Genomic DNA, 19,788 nt, shown 5'->3' with positions numbered 1-19,788 from the left:
GGATTTTAGATGGAAGAAAGTATTAATCCAACCATCAATATTGGTCCTGTTACCTTTAATTTAACCATAGTAGTTTTGACTTTGTTGACTGTAGCACTTATTTTTGGCTTTATTTATTGGGCAACTCGAAATATGACTTTGAGACCCACAGGAAAACAAAATGTATTAGAGTATTTATTTGATTTTGTTGTTGGATTTACAAAATCAAACCTTGGTCCAATGATAAAGGATTATTCTCTCTTTTATTTCTGTTTATTCCTATTTATGGCCATTGCAAATAATATTGGCTTAATGGCTAGAATTCAGACTACAGATGGTTTAAATCTTTGGACCTCACCAACAGCAAATTTGTCATTTGACTTGGTCTTGTCTTTTACAATTATCTTAATGACTCACGTAGAAGGAATTCGTCGTCGTGGAATCAAAAAGTATTTAAAAGCATTTGTAACACCAGGTTTTATGACACCAATGAATCTCTTGGAAGAAGTTACCAATCTCCTTTCACTTGCATTGCGGGTCTTTGGTAATATCTTTGCAGGGGAAGTGATGGCAAGTATGTTAGTCCTACTTTCTCATCAGGCCTTCTATTGGTATCCTATTGCTTTTGGAACAAATCTAATCTGGACTGCATTTTCTGTTTTTATTTCTTGTGTACAAGCATATGTATTTACATTGTTATCTTCAATGTACCTAGGAAATAAAATTAATGATGAAGAATAGAAAGGAGTAGTTTATGAATGTAACAGTAGGTGAATTACTTGGTGATTTTATACTAATCGCTGGTTCCTTTATTCTCTTGCTAGTCTTGGTTAAGAAATATGCTTGGTCAAATTTGGCTAGCATTTTCGAACAAAGAGCAGAAAAAATTGCAGCAGATATTGACGGAGCTGAACAAGCACGTCAAAAAGCAGAAGTATTGGCTCAAAAACGCGAAGATGAATTGGCTGGTAGCCGTAAAGAAGCTAAGACAATCATCGAGAATGCGAAAGAAACAGCTGAGAAAAGTAAAGCTAGTATTTTAGCAGATGCTAAGCTAGAAGCAGGACGCTTGAAAGAAAAAGCGAACCAAGAAATTGCTCAAAATAAAGCTGAAGCTTTACAAAGCGTTAAGGGTGAGGTAGCAGATTTGACAATCAGCTTGGCTGGTAAAATCATCTCACAAAACCTTGACGGTCATGCCCATAAAGAACTTATTGATCAGTATATCGATCAGTTAGGAGAAGCTTAATGGACAAGAAAACAGTAAAGGTAATTGAAAAATACAGCATGCCTTTTGTCCAATTGGTTATAGAAAAAGGAGAAGAAGACCGTATCTTTTCAGACTTAGCTCAAATCAAGCAAGTTGCTGAAGAAACAGCCTTACCTTCTTTTTTAAAAAAAGTGGCAGTAGACGAGTCTGACAAGGAAAAAACAATTACTTTCTTCCAAGATTCAGTGTCACCTTTATTGCAAAACTTTATCCAGGTTCTTATCTACAATCACAGAGCAAATCTTTTTTATGATATTCTTGTAGATTGCTTGAACCGACTTGAAAAAGAAACAAATCGATTTGAAGTGACGATTACTTCAGCTCATCCTTTAACTGATGAACAGAAGAGTCGCTTGCTCCCTTTGATTGAGAAAAAAATGTCTCTTAAAGTAAGGAGTGTAAAAGAACAAATCGATGAAAGTCTTATTGGTGGTTTTGTCATTTTTGCCAATCACAAGACAATTGATGTGAGTATTAAACAACAACTTAAAGTTGTTAAAGAAAATTTGAAATAGAAAGTGGTGTTCTTTTGGCAATTAACGCACAAGAAATCAGCGCTTTAATTAAGCAACAAATTGAAAATTTCAAACCCAATTTTGATGTGACTGAAACTGGTGTTGTAACCTATATCGGGGACGGTATCGCGCGTGCTCACGGCCTTGAAAATGCCATGAGTGGAGAGTTGTTGATTTTTGAAAACGGCTCTTATGGTATGGCTCAAAACTTGGAGTCAACAGACGTTGGTATTATCATCCTAGGTGACTTTACAGATATCCGTGAAGGCGATACAATCCGCCGTACAGGGAAAATCATGGAAGTCCCAGTAGGTGAAAGTCTGATTGGTCGTGTTGTGGATCCGCTTGGTCGTCCAGTTGACGGTCTTGGAGAAATCTACACTGATAAAACTCGTCCAGTAGAAGCACCAGCTCCTGGTGTTATGCAACGTAAGTCTGTATCAGAACCATTGCAAACTGGTTTGAAAGCTATTGACGCCCTTGTACCGATTGGTCGTGGTCAACGTGAGTTGATTATCGGTGACCGTCAGACAGGGAAAACAACCATTGCGATTGATACAATCTTGAACCAAAAAGGTCAAGATATGATCTGTATCTACGTAGCGATTGGACAAAAAGAATCAACAGTTCGTACGCAAGTAGAAACACTACGTCAGTACGGTGCCTTGGACTACACAATCGTTGTGACAGCCTCTGCTTCACAACCATCTCCATTGCTTTTCCTAGCTCCTTATGCTGGGGTTGCCATGGCGGAAGAATTTATGTACCAAGGTAAGCATGTTTTGATCGTTTATGATGATTTATCAAAACAAGCGGTAGCTTATCGTGAACTGTCACTCTTGCTTCGTCGTCCTCCAGGTCGTGAAGCTTTCCCAGGGGATGTTTTCTACCTTCACAGCCGTTTGCTTGAGCGCTCAGCTAAAGTTTCTGATGAACTTGGTGGTGGATCAATTACTGCCCTACCATTTATCGAGACACAAGCAGGAGATATCTCTGCCTATATCGCAACCAACGTGATTTCAATCACTGATGGACAAATCTTCCTTGGTGATGGTCTCTTCAATGCGGGTATTCGTCCAGCCATCGATGCGGGTTCATCTGTATCTCGTGTAGGTGGTTCTGCACAAATCAAAGCCATGAAAAAGGTTGCTGGTACACTTCGTATCGACCTTGCTTCATACCGTGAGTTGGAAGCCTTCACTAAGTTTGGTTCTGACTTGGATGCGGCAACACAGGCTAAGTTGAACCGTGGACGTCGTACAGTTGAAGTCTTGAAACAACCTGTTCACAAACCATTACCTGTTGAGAAACAAGTAACCATTCTCTATGCTTTGACACATGGTTTCTTGGATACTGTTCCAGTAGATGATATTGTTCGTTTCGAGGAAGAGTTCCATGCCTTCTTTGATGCTCAACATCCAGAGATTTTGGAAACCATTCGTGATACAAAAGACTTGCCAGAAGAAGCAGTCTTGGATGCTGCGATTACAGAGTTTCTCAATCAAACCAGCTTCCAATAAGAATAGAGGTGTCAGATGGCAGTATCTCTAAATGATATTAAAACAAAAATCGCCTCAACAAAAAATACGAGTCAAATCACTAATGCCATGCAGATGGTATCAGCTGCTAAGCTAGGGCGTTCTGAAGAAGCTGCTCGCAACTTCCAAGTTTATGCTCAGAAAGTTCGTAAACTTTTGACGGATATTCTTCATGGGAATGGAGCTGGCAGTTCAACCAATCCGATGTTGATTAGTCGTCCAGTTAAGAAGACAGGCTATATCGTCATTACTTCAGACCGAGGTTTGGTTGGAGGTTATAATTCTTCTATTCTGAAAGCCGTTATGGAGCTGAAAGAAGAATACCATCCAGACGGTAAAGGTTTTGAAATGATCTGTATTGGTGGAATGGGAGCTGATTTCTTTAAAGCTCGTGGTATTCAACCACTTTATGAACTACGTGGCTTGGCAGATCAACCAAGCTTTGATGAAGTTCGTAAGATTATTTCAAAAACTGTTGAAATGTACCAAAATGAACTTTTTGATGAACTCTATGTCTGCTATAACCACCATGTCAATACGCTAACCAGTCAAATGCGTGTGGAACAAATGCTTCCAATTGTTGACTTGGATCCAAATGAAGCAGATGATAGTTACAGCTTGACCTTTGAATTGGAAACTAGCCGAGAAGAAATTTTGGAGCAGTTGTTGCCTCAGTTTGCAGAAAGTATGATTTATGGTGCTATTATCGATGCTAAGACAGCTGAAAATGCTGCGGGTATGACCGCCATGCAAACAGCGACAGATAATGCTAAGAAAGTCATTAATGATTTGACAATTCAGTATAACCGTGCCAGACAGGCGGCGATTACACAAGAAATTACAGAAATCGTAGCAGGAGCTAGTGCCTTAGAATAGGCTCTAGTCCAGCTCGTATGAAAATGAACTTAGGACCTAGTTAAACTAGGAACCGACAGTATCTTATATAGAATAGGAGAAGGAGATGAGTTCAGGTAAAATTGCTCAGGTTATCGGTCCCGTTGTAGACGTCTTGTTTGCAGCAGGGGAAAAACTTCCTGAGATTAACAATGCACTTGTCGTCTACAAAAATGACGAAAGAAAAACAAAAATCGTCCTTGAAGTAGCCTTGGAGTTGGGAGATGGTATGGTCCGTACTATCGCCATGGAATCAACAGATGGTTTGACTCGTGGAATGGAAGTATTGGACACAGGTCGTCCAATCTCTGTACCAGTAGGTAAAGAAACTTTGGGACGTGTCTTCAATGTTTTGGGAGATACCATTGACTTGGAAGCTCCTTTTACAGAAGATGCAGAGCGTCAGCCAATTCATAAAAAAGCTCCAACTTTTGATGAATTGTCTACCTCTTCTGAAATCCTTGAAACAGGGATTAAGGTTATCGACCTTCTTGCCCCTTACCTTAAAGGTGGAAAGGTTGGACTTTTCGGTGGTGCCGGAGTTGGTAAAACCGTCTTAATCCAAGAATTGATTCACAACATTGCCCAAGAACACGGTGGTATTTCAGTATTTACCGGTGTTGGGGAACGTACTCGTGAGGGTAATGACCTTTACTGGGAAATGAAAGAATCAGGTGTTATCGAGAAAACAGCCATGGTATTTGGTCAGATGAATGAGCCGCCAGGAGCACGTATGCGTGTTGCCCTTACTGGTTTGACAATCGCCGAATACTTCCGTGATGTAGAAGGACAAGACGTGCTTCTCTTTATCGATAATATCTTCCGTTTCACTCAGGCTGGTTCTGAAGTATCTGCCCTTTTGGGTCGTATGCCATCAGCCGTTGGTTACCAACCAACACTTGCTACGGAAATGGGTCAATTGCAAGAGCGTATCACATCAACCAAGAAGGGTTCTGTAACCTCTATCCAGGCTATCTATGTGCCAGCGGATGACTATACTGACCCAGCGCCAGCAACAGCCTTCGCTCACTTGGACTCAACAACTAACTTGGAACGTAAGTTGGTACAATTGGGTATCTACCCAGCCGTTGACCCACTTGCTTCAAGCTCACGTGCCTTGGCACCTGAAATCGTTGGAGAAGAGCACTATGCAGTTGCTGCTGAAGTAAAACGCGTTCTTCAACGTTACCATGAATTGCAAGATATCATTGCTATCCTTGGTATGGATGAGCTTTCTGATGAAGAAAAGACCTTGGTTGCTCGTGCCCGTCGTATCCAGTTCTTCTTGTCACAAAACTTCAACGTTGCGGAACAATTCACTGGTCAGCCAGGTTCTTATGTTCCAGTTGCTGAAACTGTTCGTGGCTTTAAGGAAATCCTTGATGGTAAACACGACCACTTGCCAGAAGATGCCTTCCGTGGTGTAGGTTCTATCGAAGATGTGATTGCAAAAGCTGAAAAAATGGGATTTTAAGAGGTGATCTATGGCTCAGTTAACTGTCCAGATCGTGACACCAGATGGTCTCGTCTATGATCACCATGCCAGCTTTGTATCAGTTCGAACTCTGGATGGTGAGATGGGAATCTTGCCACGACATGAAAATATGATTGCAGTTTTAGCAGTTGATGAGGTTAAGGTTAAACGTGTAGATGATGAAAATCACGTGAACTGGATTGCAGTGAACGGAGGTGTTATCGAAGTTGCCAATGGCGTTATCACAATTGTTGCTGACTCTGCAGAACGTGCTCGTGATATCGACGTTAGTCGTGCAGAACGTGCCAAACTTCGAGCAGAGCGTGAAATTGAAGAAGCACAAGACAAACACTTGATTGACCAAGAACGTCGTGCGAAGATTGCACTGCAACGTGCCATTAACCGTATTAATGTCGGAAATAGACTATAAGAAAAAAATGAACTTGAGTTACCAAGTTCATTTTTTATGTTTTCTTAAGGGGCAAAACTGATGCAGACTGCTTCTGGGACATGGAAGTCATTAGAAAGTTCTGCTAGACGTCCAGTTTCAGAGTTGCGTTTAAAGACGGTTGCATTGTTAGAGTCCTGATGGACAGCAATAAGGAATTCTTGATCTGGTGTCAAATCAAAATCACGTGGAGTCTGACCATGTGTCGGAACAATTTCTAACAACTCTAAGCTTCCATCCGCAAGAATTGTATATACTGCGATAGAATCATGACCACGATTAGAGGCGTAGAGGTATTTACCATCTTTAGAAAGACGAATAGCAGCAGTACCATTAAAGCCTTCATAACCGTCTGGTAGAGTTGAAATGACTTGCATGCGTTCAAATTCGCCAACACCATCGTAGATTAGAACTTCGATAGTGCTATTGAGTTCACAAATGAGATAAGCGATTTTATAATGGTTATGGAAAATAATATGGCGTGAGCCTGCTCCTGGCTGGCTATGATAGGTATAGAGCTTAGATAATTTTCCTTCTGAATCAAGATCATAAGTAATTACTTGGTCAGTACCCAAGTCGCAGGTCACTAGATAGTGGTCAGGTGTTAAATCTGTATAGTGAACATGTGGAGAAGCTTGATTTTCATGTGGACCTTGCCCACTGTGTTGATCCACATCTCTAAGTAGAAGACTGCCATTTTCCTGACGTTTATAAACAAGGACCTGTCCCTTGTGGTAGTTTGCTGCGTAAACCAAATCACGCTCTTCATCAACGGCAACATAACAGTGGGGGGCTCCCTCTTCAACGACATGATTTAGTAAAGTCCCGTCAGTTTGATAGGCTGCAATTCCACCCTTATCGTCTTGACTACCAACAGTGTATAAATGTTGATGCTGGTCAAAGGCAAGGTAGGTTGGACTTGGCTCAGTAGCAAAAAGTTCTAGATTTGAAAGCTGACCAGTTTCTGTATCAAAGTCTGCCATGTAAATCCCTTGGGAAGTACGACGTGTATAAGTTCCAAAATAAACAGTTTCTTTCATTACTATACCTCTGTGTAAAGATAAGACTATTATATCACAAAAACAAGCCAATTAAAGACATCCAATTAGATGTAAGCACTTTAAAAAAATAATTGATTGTTTTTTTAAAAAATATAATAGCATTGAGATTGTTTTCCTTACTTTTCTTCTTAAAAGTGCTATAATGAATTCATAAAATGTTTAAAGGAGTCCTTACTATGAAAAAACGAGTTTTTTTAGCGACTGGAATTGCAGTTTTGTCTACTGCCGTTCTAGCAGCGTGTTCATCTGGTAATGGTAATAAGGATGCTACTAAGCCAGTGACTTATGCTTATGTGTTTACATCAGATCCTGTTACTTTGGATTATACAGTTTCTGGGAATGTCAGCACTAAACAGATTACAGGTAATGTTATTGACGGATTACTAGAAAATGATCAATATGGAAATTTAGTTCCATCAGTTGCAGAAGATTGGACTGTTTCCAAAGATGGTTTAACCTATACCTATAAAATCCGTCAGGGAGTCAAATGGTATACCAATGAGGGGGAAGAGTATGGTGAAGTCAAGGCTCAGGACTTTGTAACTGGTCTGAAACATGCAGCAGATAAGAAATCACAGGCTCTTTATCTCGTACAGGATTCTATCAAAGGATTGGATGACTATGTAAATGGGAAAACAACAGATTTTTCTAGTGTTGGGGTAAAAGCAACTGACGATTATACTGTAGTCTATACTTTGAATCATCCAGAATCTTTCTGGAATTCAAAAACAACAATGGGAGTCCTTGCACCAGTTAATGAAGACTTTTTAGCTTCTAAAGGAGATGACTTTGGTAAACCAACGGATGTAACGAGCATTCTCTACAATGGGCCTTATCTCCTCAAAGGTCTTACATCTAAGTCTTCTATCGAAATGACCAAAAATCAAAACTACTGGGATAAACAAAATGTCTTTATTGATGATATCAAGTTATCCTTCTTTGATGGTCAAGATGCAGACTCTCTAGGACGCGGTTTTGATGAGGGACACTATCCAGCTGCACCTCTCTTTAAAAACTCTGCCAACTATGAACGTCTAAAAGAAAAGTACAAGGATAATATTGTATACAGTCAACAAAGAGGTGGCGTATTCTATATGTCTACTAATATCGACCGTGTAAATTACAATCACACTGCTAAAACAAGTGATGCAGAAAAAACTTCTACTAAGAAAGCCTTGTTAAACAAAGATTTCCGTCAAGCCTTGGCTTTTGCGGTAGATCGTAAAGCAGGGATCTCTCAAGTATTTGGTGATGAAGTAGGACCTCGTAAGTTACGGACAAGTTTCACTCCTCCAACATTTGTTCAAGTAGGAGATCAAACATTTGGTCAAGTTACTAAGACAGAATTGGATAAATTGGATAATGTCTGGAAAGATGTCAGTCTTGATGATGCCCAAGATTCACTACATAGTGTAGATAAAGCCAAAGCTAAGTTTGAAGCTGCTAAGAAAACCCTTCAAGCTGAAGGAGTACAGTTCCCAATTCATTTAGATTTGCCAATTTCTTCATCAAATCCAGATTTTATTCGTCAGGTTCAGTCTTATAAACAATCCATTGAGGAAGCCTTAGGCTCTGACAATGTAGTTGTTGATATTCAACAAGTTTCTGATGACGAATTGGGAAGTATGACTACTCTAGCTACTTCCAATGCAAATACTGACTGGGATATTAATGCAGTCAGTGGTTGGACTCCAGACTTTGCTGATCCATCGACTTATCTAGATGTATTTGATCCAACTTCAGGTCCAAGTCTCCTAAGTGCTCTTGGTGTGGCACCAGGAACAGACAATCCAGTTATTAAAACAGTTGGATTGGATAAATACAAAGAACTGATTGATGATGCAAATAGTGAGAAAACAGACCTTCAAAAACGTTATTCCAAATATTCTAAGGCTCAAGCTTGGTTGTCAGATAGTGCACTTGTTATTCCAGTATACTCTGATGGTGCTCAAATGCTAGTGACGAAAATGGTTCCTGGCAGTGGTGCCGGTGGCTGGGTAGGTGACAAGACTAGTGAAAATAGCTACAAGTATCTGAAAATCCAAGATAAGATTGTCACTACTAAAGAAATGGATGAGTTCCGCAAGAAATTTGCTGATGAAAAAGCCAAATCCAATGCTGATTATCAGAAGAACTTAGACCGTCATATTCAAGACTAATCGAATCTCCTCTTTTGAGGAGATTTTTTATGTTGCTGTCTCCATGTAAGCACTTTAAAAAAGAGTTATTTTGATTTAAAAATGGTATAATGAGAGAACAATAGAAAGGAAGTATTTATGGAGCAAAAAGAGAAACATTTTAGCCTATCTTGGTTTTTCAAGTGGTTTTTGGATAACAAGGCCATTACGGTATTTTTGGTAACCTTATTATTGGGACTCAATCTGTTTATTTTAAGCAAGATTAGTTTCTTATTTTCACCTGTTTTAGACTTTTTGGCAGTCGTGATGTTGCCAGTCATTCTATCTGGTTTACTATACTATTTATTGAATCCTATTGTTGATTGGATGGAGAAACACAAAATCAATCGTGTTATAGCGATTAGTATTGTCTTTGTCATCATTGCTCTCTTTATCATTTGGGGCTTGGCAGTCGCTATTCCAAATCTGCAACGTCAAGTTTTAACATTTGCAAGAAATGTACCAATCTACCTCGAAGATGCTGATCGAGTTATTGATGATTTGGTAACTAAGCGTTTACCAGATGATTTCAGACCTCAGTTAGAGCAAGTTTTGACAAACTTCTCAAGTCAGGCTACAGTTTGGGCAAGTAAAGTTTCTTCTCAGGCAGTCAACTGGGTGAGCGCCTTTATTAGCGGGGCTTCTCAAGTGATTGTTGCCTTGATTATTGTTCCTTTCATGCTCTTTTATCTCTTACGTGATGGGAAAGGCCTGCGTCACTATTTGACCCAATTCATGCCAACGAAATTGAAAGAACCTGTTGGACAAGTTTTATCAGATGTGAATCAGCAGTTGTCCAACTATGTTCGAGGGCAAGTGACAGTGGCTATTATTGTTGCGGTAATGTTTATGATCTTCTTCAAGATCATTGGTCTACGCTATGCGGTTACGCTGGGTGTTACTGCTGGTATTCTAAACCTGGTTCCTTATCTTGGTAGCTTCTTAGCCATGCTCCCTGCTCTAGTATTGGGTTTGATTGCTGGTCCAGTCATGCTTTTGAAAGTAGTGATTGTCTTTATCGTAGAACAAACTATTGAAGGCCGTTTTGTCTCTCCATTGATTTTGGGAAGTCAATTAAATATCCATCCCATTAATGTTCTCTTTGTCTTGTTAACTTCAGGATCCATGTTTGGTATCTGGGGAGTCTTGCTCGGTATTCCGGTTTATGCCTCTGCAAAGGTTGTCATTTCAGCGATTTTTGAATGGTATAAGATAGTTAGTGGCCTATATGAACTAGAGGGAGAGGAAGCTAAGAGTGAACAATAGTCAACAGATGTTACAGGCTTTGGAAGAGCAAGATTTAGTTAAGGCAGAGCACTATTTCGTTAAAGCTTTAGAAAATGATCCAAATGACCTTCTGTATGAGTTAGCTACTTATCTTGAAGGGATTGGTTTTTATCCTCAGGCCAAGGAAATTTACCTGAAAATCGTAGAGGACTTTCCAGAGGTTCATCTTAATCTAGCATCTATTGCTAGCGAGGATGGTCAAATCGAAGAAGCCTTTGCCTATCTAGAGGAAATCCAAGCTGACAGTGACTGGTATGTTTCTGCTTTGGCTCTGAAGGCAGACCTATACCAGTTGGAAGGTTTGACAGATGTGGCGCGTGAGAAATTATTGGAGGCCTTGACTTACTCAGAAAATCCTCTCTTGATATTGGGTTTGGCAGAGTTGGATAGTGAGTTGGAAAATTACCAAGAAGCTATTCAAGGCTATGCCCAGTTAGATAATCGTACTATTTATGAGCAAACAGGCATTTCTACCTATCAACGGATTGGCTTTGCCTATGCCCAGTTAGGGAAATTTGAAACAGCTACAGAGTTTTTAGAAAAAGCCCTGGAGTTAGAATACGATGACCTAACAGCTTTTGAGTTAGCCAGTCTTTACTTTGATCAAGAAGAATACCAAAAAGCTGTCCTCTACTTTAAGCAGCTTGATACCATTTCACCTGACTTTGAAGGCTATGAGTATGGTTATAGTCAGGCCTTGCATAAGGAACATCAGGTTCAAGAAGCCCTGCGTATTGCTAAGCAAGGTTTGGAGAAAAATCCTTTTGAAACAAGACTCTTGTTAGCAGCTTCACAATTTTCTTATGAATTGCATGATGCTAGTGGTGCAGAGAACTACCTCCTTACTGCTAAAGAAGATGCTGAGGATACAGAAGAAATTTTACTCCGTTTAGCAACTATTTATCTAGAACAGGAACGTTATGAGGACATTCTAGACTTACAAAGTGATGAGCCAGAAAATCTTTTGACCAAGTGGATGATTGCTCGTTCCTATCAAGAGATGGACGATTTGGATACTGCCTATGAGCTTTACCAAGAGTTGGCAGGAGATTTGAAAGACAATCCCGAATTTCTGGAACACTATATCTATCTCTTGCGTGAATTGGGCTACTTTGAGGAAGCAAAAGTCAATGCTCAAACTTACTTAAAACTGGTTCCAGATGATGTGCAAATGCAAGAACTGTATGAGAGATTGTAAGAATATATTTTTAAAAACTGTATCTAATCATTTTTGATAGATATAGTTTTTCTTTTTTAAAGAGAATTTTTTTACAAAAATTCTTGGTTATTTTGTTTATTTATGCTATAATAGGAACAATTATTTTTAGGAGGTGTCAGTATGTCTTATTTGTTTGAGATATTACCGAGTTTATTGAGCGGTGCAAGCATGACTTTACAGGTTTTTGTGCTGGTCTTGATTTTTTCTATTCCCTTGGGCGTTTTAATTGCCTTTGCCTTGCAAGTCCATTGGAAGCTCCTCCATCATCTTATTAACATTTATATCTGGATCATGCGGGGCACACCCTTGCTTTTGCAATTGATTTTTATCTATTATGTGCTACCAAGTATTGGGATCCGTTTATATCGCCTTCCTGCGGCTATCATTGCCTTTGTTTTGAATTATGCGGCTTACTTTGCTGAAATTTTCCGTGGAGGGATTGATACCATTCCTAAAGGTCAATATGAGGCTGCTAAGGTCTTGAAGTTCAGTCATTTTGCCACAGTGCGCTATATTATTTTGCCCCAAGTGACCAAGATCGTTCTTCCTAGTGTCTTTAATGAGGTTATGAGTTTGGTCAAGGATACTTCTCTGGTCTATGCTCTAGGAATTTCAGATCTTATCTTGGCTAGTCGCACAGCTGCAAACCGTGATGCTAGTCTGGTTCCAATGTTTTTGGCAGGAGCCATTTACTTGATTTTGATTGGTATTGTGACCATTCTTGCCAAAAAAGTTGAGAAGAAGTACAGTTACTATAGATAGGAGGCTGCCATGTTAGAATTACGAAATATCAATAAATGCTTTGGTGAAAAGCAAATTTTATCTAATTTCAGTCTAAAAATTCCTGAAAAGCAAATCCTGGCTATCGTTGGACCTTCTGGTGGAGGTAAGACAACCCTCTTACGTATGCTTGCAGGTCTGGAAACCATTGATTCAGGCCAAATCTTTTATAATGGAGAACCTTTAGAACTGGATGAACTGGAGAAGCGGAATCTACTGGGATTTGTATTTCAAGATTTTCAACTGTTCTCTCATTTATCCGTTCTAGACAATTTGACCTTATCTCCTGTAAAAACTATGGGAATAAGGCAGCAAGAAGCTGAGAAGAAGGCGCGAGGGCTTTTGGAACAATTAGGACTGGCTAGCCATGCAGAAGCCTATCCCTTCTCACTATCTGGTGGGCAAAAGCAGCGTGTGTCCTTGGCGCGTGCCATGATGATTGACCCAGAAATCATTGGCTACGATGAACCAACTTCTGCTCTGGATCCAGAATTGCGCTTGGAAGTGGAAAAATTGATCTTGCAAAATAGGGAACTTGGGATGACGCAGATTGTGGTTACCCACGATTTACAATTCGCTGAAAATATCGCAGATCAGATTCTCAAGGTTGAGCCCAAGTAGGAGGTGCCAATGACTAATAAGAAAATTGCTTTAGTATTGGTTTCTCTCCTGACTCTTTTTTTAACAGCTTGTACTCAAAAGGCTAGTGATCCAAAGCAGGATAACTGGGATAAATATCAAGAGCAGGGGACCATTACTATTGGTTTTGACAATACCTTTGTACCCATGGGTTTTGAAGAAAAGAATGGCCAATATACAGGCTTTGATATTGACTTAGCACAAGCTGTCTCTGAAAAATTAGGTTTTAAGGTTCAATTTCAACCAATCGACTGGGATATGAAGGAGACAGAACTGCAAAACGGAACCATAGATGCCATCTGGAATGGCTATTCTGCCACTGATGAACGCCGAGAGAAAGTTGCCTTTAGCATTCCATATATGGAAAATCAGCAGGTTCTGGTTACGAAGAAAAGCCAGCAAATTCGTTCAGTAGAGGATATGAAGGATAAGACCTTGGGAGCCCAAGCCGGTTCCTCTGGTTATTTAGACTTTGAAGCCCAGCCAGATTTACTGAAAAATCGTGTCAAAGACCAGAAGGCTAATCAGTACCAGAGTTTCAATGAAGCCTTGATTGATTTGAAAAATGACCGTATTGATGCCTTGTTGATTGACCGAGTGTATGCTAATTACTATCTCCAGTCTGAGGGTATATTAAATGAATACAATGTCTTTTCAGCAGGATTTGAAAGTGAATCCTTTGCAGTCGGAGTTAGGCCAGCTGATAAAAGATTATTAACAGCATTAAACCAGGCCTTAATCGAACTATACCAAGAAGGCAAGTTCCTGAAAATCAGCCAAAAATGGTTTGGAGAAGATGTAGCAACCAAAGAAGTAAAAGAAGGAAAATAAAATCAATAGCAAGCCTAGTTTTGTTTTTAAAACTGGGCTTTGTTTTTTTATAGATTTTATTTTATAAAGCTATAGCAACTTCTAAATTTTTTAGCTATTTTGGGTAGATCTTGTGCATCTAGCTTCATTCTGTAATCCCTTATCTATAGCTAAAACTCAATGAAGACGTAATAAAAAATATTAGAAAATTCCTTTTTATAATCAAATTATATAAATAATCAAATAATATAGAAAATCTCTAAAGTAATATAAATTTTATTTTTTGTAAGGGCTTACCGCGAATAGGAGCTTATGAAATTACTTTAGAGACTATACCTGAAATTGCTTGATTTGTTATTTTAAAAAGAGTATAATAAGTTATAACCTTTTAAAATGTACAAAAATATTTTAGGGGGGGCTTTTTATTTAGCTTCCTTAAGTATATTAACCGATAGTTATCGGGGAAAAGGAGTAAGAAAATGTTTAAACCCAAAGTGCGTCATGTTCGCCAATCGCAAGTGGAGAAATTCACACGTTACAGTATCCGTAAGGTTAGTTTTGGTGCGGCTAGTGTGGCTGTAGCTACTGGCTTGTTTTTCCTTGGTGGAGGAAGCGTCCAAGCAGCTGAACCAGTAACTAATCCAGAGTCTACAGAAGTTCAAAATCTAAATGGTAAGTCCCCAGACCCCTCTAAGGAAGTTGCTGGACAAGTATCTGCTACTGCTAAAGTGGCCGAGGGACAAAATAATACTTCTGTAAAAGAATCTGCTACTGACAAACAAGCCAGTGAAGTTGAAACTCCAACTGTAGTGACAGAAAAAGCTGATATTAATACCGCATCGTTAGAAGATTTAGTGGCTAAAGTTGAAAGTCGATTAAGTCAGTTAACCGAAGGTAAGAAAACAAAATCAGTCATTGATGATGCTAAAAATTTGGTTCATAAAGCAAAAGAACTTTTGAACGATGATACAAAAACACAGGCAAAAGTAGATGCACTGGCTAAACAACTTTCAAGTAGCCTTGTCATTTTAAACAGTATCAAATCAGAAGTAACAGAAGAAGAAAAAGTAAACAAGAACCAAGATCCAAGAAATGGACAAGCGATTCCTGGAAATGGGGAAAGTGGGTTTAGAGAGGCAGCTGCTCAAGAAACTCCGCTTGCAGATGTAGCAGGAGTATCAGAGGATGAACTGACAAAAGCTAAACAAGAATTACAAGCTGAAATTACAAAACTTACGGATAAAATCTCTACTGAGGAAGCAAAGGGAAAGGGGAAGATAAATAAAGAATTTGTTGAACTTTTGAATGAGATTAAGGTTAAGTCAGAAACTATTTATAACGAAGTAGCTAATCTAACAACCGAAAAAGAAAAGCATGCTGTTCTCCAAAAACTAAAAGCTCAAAAAGATACTCTTCTTTATTACCGATTAGGTAAAGTTGATTGGGGTGCACCAATCAATAATAATGCTGTTAGATTTGGGAATAATAATGAAACAGGTGTTTTTGCAAATTTAAAGGAAGGTTTTGGTGAACAGAACTTCTCTAGTGCTATTAGTAAACAAAAAGATAGTGGGCCTCAACAATTAGGTCCGGCTACTAATAGTCCGATTGTTGGTTCAGCTAAATATCATTGGAAGGAACTAGAACTTACCAGAGAACAGGCAGCAGATGGAACCAAGCTAAATGGTTGGAAATTAACAAATAATACAGAAAAGGTGACTCTAGTAAAAGGAGAATCCCCTACCAATATCACCCCTCAACCTAACCAAAACTACACTCCGAAACCTGCTAAGTTATATAGCAATAATGATAAAGTAACAGCCACTGGTGGACAAAATAGACCTAATGCAGGTGGTGGTATGTTATCTGGGTTAATTTCTGCAGAGGACATGAAAAAAGTGGGATTAGGAAGGGTTGATAGAGACTATTACTTAGAGTTAGGGAAGAAAGGTAATGGAATTTATCGAGATGTGGATGTTAACCCTAACTCTCTGCTCTTTGTGAATGTTTTACATAATGGAGCTTATGGACCACTTGCTCTAACATCAGAAGGAGAAAATGTTAAATTAACAATAGTAGATGCTTATACTGGTCAAAAACTAACGGAATTGAATCGTAAAAATGGAAACTCAAAAAATGAGTTTGAACAAAATCCTAGCAGTGTCGGAAATGGTTGGCGTAACTTATTAAGAGCTGTTCATATCCCAGAAGGAACTACTAAGGTTCGTGTGACCGTTGAAGCAGGAAGTCCAGGACAAACCAACAAAACACTTGGCAATAACCCTATCGAAGATGGTTATATCATTGGAGGTATCGGGATTGCTACAGGTCCAGCCGTTAATATTTCAACAAATATCACTAGTGAAAAGAAATCTGGGAAATATGGGTTTACCGATGATACTATATATGGTAAAAAACAAACAGGAACAATTGATTTAAACATACGAAACTTAGGTGGAGCGTCTATCACTGGATTCCAAACAAAATATAAAGTAACGATTAAAGTTCCAAAAGGTGTAGTATTGGGAACTTTAAATGCCAATGGGAAAACGTTAGATTTAAACCAAGCTAGTGGACAGGGTGCTTGGGAACTAAATAATACATGGACAAGTGATTTTAGATTTGATAAAATTAAGTCAGAGCTAAGTTTTCTTGTTGATTCTTCAAGAAGAGAGATTGTAGCTGGAGATAATCGTAAATCAGACTTTATTGTTAAAATTCCATTTAAAACAACAGCAGATTATGTGGGTAGTTCTACCTTTGAAGTTTCAGGTCAAAATGGATTTCCAGGAGATGATAGTTTGGGAAATGTTCTCCATAAATATGGAAATAATGATTCCAATTTTTATGATGTTCCAGAAAATGTTAATGCTCCAAGTCTTAAATATTCAAATGAACCGAACTACAAATATAAAAAGACCTTGTATATCGATTCACTTACTGATGTTGATAAAATCACTGTTCCAGTCGGAACTAGTTTAGATAAGATCAAGGAGCTATCTAAATTAAAAGCGAAAGAAAAGATTGAATCAGAAGAATACAAGAGAAAACTGGATGAAACTAGTGCTACGGCTACTCTAGATGTTCAAGGAACGTCTACGGGAGTTGTTGCTACTGACGTAGCGAAAGAGAATGCCGGTGTTATAAAAGTGCCAGTAGTTCATAGTCGAGATGGAAAAAATTATAAAAATACTGTAGATATCGAAGTAAATGTTGTAAAATCAACTACAGATAAGTTAGTAGTATTTGAAGGTGATAAGATTACAAATGATCAAGTTAAATCTTCAGTTACTCCGGCTACAATCGATACTAAAGCGGGAGTTGTGAATAATCCTAATGAAGCAGATGTTTTTAGTACGACAGGAAAAGCTGGAGAAGCAGGATTAAAAATTCCAACAACGGTAACTCATGATTCAAATGGTACAAATATTAATGAAACAGTAACAGTTCCTGTGTTGGTATTACCAAAAGCAACTGGTGAAGTACAAGTTCATAAAGGAGCTTCAGTAGATAAAGTTAAAGAAGTTGCTAAAGCAAAAGCACAAACTTTAACAAAAGCAACAGACTTCACTGGGAAATTACCAACAGGAGCAACAGTTACAGTTGGTGATATAACAGAAGCCGTAGCAGAAACTCTAACAAATGAAAAAGGTACAAATAAAGGTATTGTAAATGTTCCAGCAAATTATATAGTAGAAGGAAAAACATACAATACGACAATTCCAGTAACAATTAATGTATTAGGTTCAGAAACAAAAACGGTATATACATTAGAAGGAACTCAACCAAAACCAGCAGATGTTAATGAAGCAATTACACCTGATAAAGGTGGAAACTTAACCCCTGTAACTGAAGCTGACATCAATAAAGATGTTCCTACAGATAAAGTTAAAGTAGGAGCAACTGACTTAAACGTTAAAGCAACTGTTAAATATCCAACAGGGGATGAAACTGTAGATGTTCCAGTTAAAGTATTGCCCAAAGCAACACCAACAGGTGTAACAGTACTGAAAGATACTGATGAAAATGCTTTAACAGATGCTGTAAAAGCAAAAGCAACTGAAGCTGTAAGTAAATTAACAAACCTACCAGATGGAATTACTGCATCATTAGATGAAAGAGAAACTTCTTACACATTGCCAAAAACAGATTCAAATGGGGATAAAGATACAGTTCCTGTAAAAGTATTATATAAAGATGATAAAGGTAATGTAGTTGGTGAAGACACAATTAATGTACCAGTTAAAGTAGTAAGTTCAACACCAAAACCAGTAGTAGTGTTTGAAGGTGATAAAGTTACTAAAGATGATGTGAAAGGTGCTGTAACAACAGAAGGGACAAAAGGTGAACCTGCCATTGCTGACGATATTACAGCTAAACCAGGTGTCAAAGAAGTAACTGTTCCAGTAACTTATACGGATCAAAATGGAGAAACTTTAACAGAACCCGTGAAAGTTAAAGTAACAGTTTTACCAAAACCAACACCAAAAGGAATTTTTGTTGCCAAAGATAGCGACAAGGAAAAAGCAAAAGAAAAAGCTCTTGCTAAAGCCAAAGAAGCTATTGCAGATGGTACATTTAAAGGAAAACTTCCAGCAAATGTTACAAATGTAAGTATTGATGAAAATGTAGAAAATCCAGATTTGTCAGATGATACGGATGTAAATGTGACTGTGAAATATACGGTTGATGGAGAAGAAAAGAAAACTGTTGTTAAAGTTCCTGTTACTGTTGTAGAGGGAGTTCCACAAATAGTTCCAGTGGATGAAAATAATAAACAACCAAATCCAGAAAACAGTATCGACAAAACAGAATATCCAGATGGTTCAACATTTGAATATAATCCAAATACTCCGGTAGATACTACAAAACCTGGTGATTATACAGTCAATGTCATTGTAAAAGACAAAGATGGTAATCCTATTGCAGAAGTACCGGCAACTGTACGTGTGGTAGAAAGTTATCCACAATTTGTACCAGTAGACAAAGATAAGAAACAACCAAATGTGGTAGGAAGTATCGATCCTAAAGCATTCCCTAAAGATACTGAATTTAGTTATGAATCTCCTGTAGACACAACAACACCAGGAGAAAAAGATGTTGTAGTAGTAGCGAAAATTGGAGATGAAGTCATTGCGAAAATTCCTGCAAAAGTAATGGTTGTAGAACCTAAAACACAATACGTAGTAGCAGATCCAAGTAAACCGCAACCAGATGCTTCTAAGAGTATTGATCCAGAACAATACCCAGATGGAGTAACATTCAACTATAAAACTCCAGTCGATACAACAACACCAGGAGAAAAAGATGTTATTGTAGAAGCAAAAGACGGAGAAGATAAACTTGTAGAAGTTCCAGCTAAGGTTAAAGTAGTGGAAGGTAAAGAACAATTAATTCCTGTAAATCCAACTGAGAAACCTCAAGCAAGAGACAGTATTACTCCAAGTGATTATCCAGAAGGTTCAACATTTGAATACAAAGTTCCAGAAGGACAAAAAGAACCATTTGATGCAACAACTGTTGGGGATAAACCAGTAACGGTTGTTGTAAAAGATAAAAATGGAAATGTATTAGTTGAAGTTCCGGCAACGATTAAGGTGGTAGAAGCTAAACCAACACCAATTGAAACGCCAGTAACGAATACTCCGTTAACGCCAGAGGATTACACCAAAGGAATTAAAATTCCAGAAGGTGGCA

General features: G+C 38.5%; 15 protein-coding genes. 14 read left to right on the top strand and 1 reads right to left on the bottom strand.

The window, feature by feature from the left end; genetic code table 11:
* The first annotated feature begins 9 nt into the window (after nucleotides 1–9).
* The 7 genes from atpB to M1F55_RS02460 all read left to right on the top strand — a co-directional run bounded on the left by atpB (nucleotide 10) and on the right by M1F55_RS02460 (nucleotide 6,100).
* Nucleotides 10–720 (top strand): F0F1 ATP synthase subunit A, encoded by a 711-nt coding sequence (atpB, locus tag M1F55_RS02490; protein WP_247947207.1) that lies wholly within the window; start codon nucleotides 10–12, stop codon nucleotides 718–720.
* Between the two features lie 13 nt (nucleotides 721–733).
* Nucleotides 734–1,228, top strand: a complete 495-nt coding sequence (gene atpF, locus M1F55_RS02485; protein ID WP_020902744.1) for a F0F1 ATP synthase subunit B — start codon at nucleotides 734–736, stop codon at nucleotides 1,226–1,228.
* Entirely contained in the window at nucleotides 1,228–1,764 is a 537-nt protein-coding gene (locus tag M1F55_RS02480) for a F0F1 ATP synthase subunit delta (protein WP_000359020.1), read from the top strand. The genes atpF and M1F55_RS02480 overlap by 1 nt, the downstream gene beginning before the upstream one ends.
* Before the next feature lie 14 nt (nucleotides 1,765–1,778).
* Nucleotides 1,779–3,284 (top strand): F0F1 ATP synthase subunit alpha, encoded by a 1,506-nt coding sequence (gene atpA / locus M1F55_RS02475; RefSeq protein ID WP_000996632.1) that lies wholly within the window; start codon nucleotides 1,779–1,781, stop codon nucleotides 3,282–3,284.
* Nucleotides 3,285–3,299: 15 nt separating this feature from the next.
* Complete coding sequence (locus M1F55_RS02470; RefSeq protein WP_000301224.1) at nucleotides 3,300–4,178, top strand: F0F1 ATP synthase subunit gamma; 879 nt, start codon at nucleotides 3,300–3,302, stop codon at nucleotides 4,176–4,178.
* A gap of 85 nt (nucleotides 4,179–4,263) precedes the next feature.
* The gene (gene atpD, locus M1F55_RS02465) at nucleotides 4,264–5,670 is read left to right on the top strand and encodes a F0F1 ATP synthase subunit beta (RefSeq protein ID WP_000094357.1); all 1,407 of its coding nucleotides are present in this window, start codon (nucleotides 4,264–4,266) and stop codon (nucleotides 5,668–5,670) included.
* Nucleotides 5,671–5,680: 10 nt separating this feature from the next.
* Nucleotides 5,681–6,100, top strand: coding sequence for a F0F1 ATP synthase subunit epsilon (locus M1F55_RS02460; RefSeq protein ID WP_000068037.1), 420 nt, complete (start codon nucleotides 5,681–5,683; stop codon nucleotides 6,098–6,100).
* A 44-nt stretch (nucleotides 6,101–6,144) separates the two neighbouring features.
* On the opposite strand, the gene M1F55_RS02455 is transcribed toward M1F55_RS02460, so the two are convergent.
* On the bottom strand, nucleotides 6,145–7,158 hold the full coding sequence (locus tag M1F55_RS02455; protein WP_247947206.1) for a lactonase family protein: 1,014 nt from the start codon (nucleotides 7,156–7,158) through the stop codon (nucleotides 6,145–6,147).
* A 197-nt stretch (nucleotides 7,159–7,355) separates the two neighbouring features.
* On the opposite strand from M1F55_RS02455, the gene M1F55_RS02450 reads away from it, so the two are divergent.
* The 7 genes from M1F55_RS02450 to M1F55_RS02420 all read left to right on the top strand — a co-directional run.
* Nucleotides 7,356–9,338: a peptide ABC transporter substrate-binding protein gene (locus M1F55_RS02450; protein WP_247947205.1), complete on the top strand. Its 1,983-nt coding sequence runs from the start codon at nucleotides 7,356–7,358 to the stop codon at nucleotides 9,336–9,338.
* Between the two features lie 117 nt (nucleotides 9,339–9,455).
* A complete protein-coding gene (locus M1F55_RS02445) occupies nucleotides 9,456–10,622 on the top strand; it encodes an AI-2E family transporter (protein ID WP_084928374.1) in 1,167 nt (388 codons plus the stop codon).
* Nucleotides 10,612–11,841 (top strand): tetratricopeptide repeat protein, encoded by a 1,230-nt coding sequence (locus M1F55_RS02440; protein WP_247947204.1) that lies wholly within the window; start codon nucleotides 10,612–10,614, stop codon nucleotides 11,839–11,841. The genes M1F55_RS02445 and M1F55_RS02440 overlap by 11 nt, the downstream gene beginning before the upstream one ends.
* Nucleotides 11,842–11,982: 141 nt before the next feature.
* Entirely contained in the window at nucleotides 11,983–12,624 is a 642-nt protein-coding gene (locus M1F55_RS02435; protein ID WP_247947203.1) for an amino acid ABC transporter permease, read from the top strand.
* Nucleotides 12,625–12,633: 9 nt separating this feature from the next.
* Entirely contained in the window at nucleotides 12,634–13,263 is a 630-nt protein-coding gene (locus M1F55_RS02430; RefSeq protein ID WP_247947202.1) for an amino acid ABC transporter ATP-binding protein, read from the top strand.
* Nucleotides 13,264–13,272: 9 nt separating this feature from the next.
* Entirely contained in the window at nucleotides 13,273–14,112 is an 840-nt protein-coding gene (locus tag M1F55_RS02425; protein ID WP_247947201.1) for an amino acid ABC transporter substrate-binding protein, read from the top strand.
* 458 nt (nucleotides 14,113–14,570) lie between these two features.
* On the top strand, nucleotides 14,571–19,788 hold a 5,218-nt coding region (locus M1F55_RS02420), incomplete at its 3' end, for a YSIRK-type signal peptide-containing protein (protein ID WP_247947200.1).

Origin of the sequence: Streptococcus mitis (genome assembly GCF_023109235.1) — a bacterium.
In the GTDB taxonomy this organism is placed as follows: Bacteria; Bacillota; Bacilli; order Lactobacillales; family Streptococcaceae; genus Streptococcus; species Streptococcus mitis_DA.
The sequence above is the reverse complement of the archived record's forward strand: the minus strand, read 5'-3'. Positions and strand labels throughout refer to the sequence as shown.

Excerpts from the sequence above, each read along its gene's own strand:
- M1F55_RS02460 (WP_000068037.1), top strand. The coding sequence starts at position 5,681 with ATGGCTCAGTTAACTGTCCAGATCGTGACACCAGATGGTCTCGTCTAT.
- M1F55_RS02480 (WP_000359020.1), top strand. The coding sequence starts at position 1,228 with ATGGACAAGAAAACAGTAAAGGTAATTGAAAAATACAGCATGCCTTTT.
- atpF (WP_020902744.1), top strand. The coding sequence starts at position 734 with ATGAATGTAACAGTAGGTGAATTACTTGGTGATTTTATACTAATCGCT.
- M1F55_RS02435 (WP_247947203.1), top strand. The coding sequence starts at position 11,983 with ATGTCTTATTTGTTTGAGATATTACCGAGTTTATTGAGCGGTGCAAGC.
- M1F55_RS02430 (WP_247947202.1), top strand. The coding sequence starts at position 12,634 with ATGTTAGAATTACGAAATATCAATAAATGCTTTGGTGAAAAGCAAATT.
- M1F55_RS02455 (WP_247947206.1), bottom strand. The coding sequence starts at position 7,158 with ATGAAAGAAACTGTTTATTTTGGAACTTATACACGTCGTACTTCCCAA.
- M1F55_RS02425 (WP_247947201.1), top strand. The coding sequence starts at position 13,273 with ATGACTAATAAGAAAATTGCTTTAGTATTGGTTTCTCTCCTGACTCTT.
- M1F55_RS02445 (WP_084928374.1), top strand. The coding sequence starts at position 9,456 with ATGGAGCAAAAAGAGAAACATTTTAGCCTATCTTGGTTTTTCAAGTGG.
- M1F55_RS02450 (WP_247947205.1), top strand. The coding sequence starts at position 7,356 with ATGAAAAAACGAGTTTTTTTAGCGACTGGAATTGCAGTTTTGTCTACT.
- atpD (WP_000094357.1), top strand. The coding sequence starts at position 4,264 with ATGAGTTCAGGTAAAATTGCTCAGGTTATCGGTCCCGTTGTAGACGTC.
- M1F55_RS02470 (WP_000301224.1), top strand. The coding sequence starts at position 3,300 with ATGGCAGTATCTCTAAATGATATTAAAACAAAAATCGCCTCAACAAAA.
- atpB (WP_247947207.1), top strand. The coding sequence starts at position 10 with ATGGAAGAAAGTATTAATCCAACCATCAATATTGGTCCTGTTACCTTT.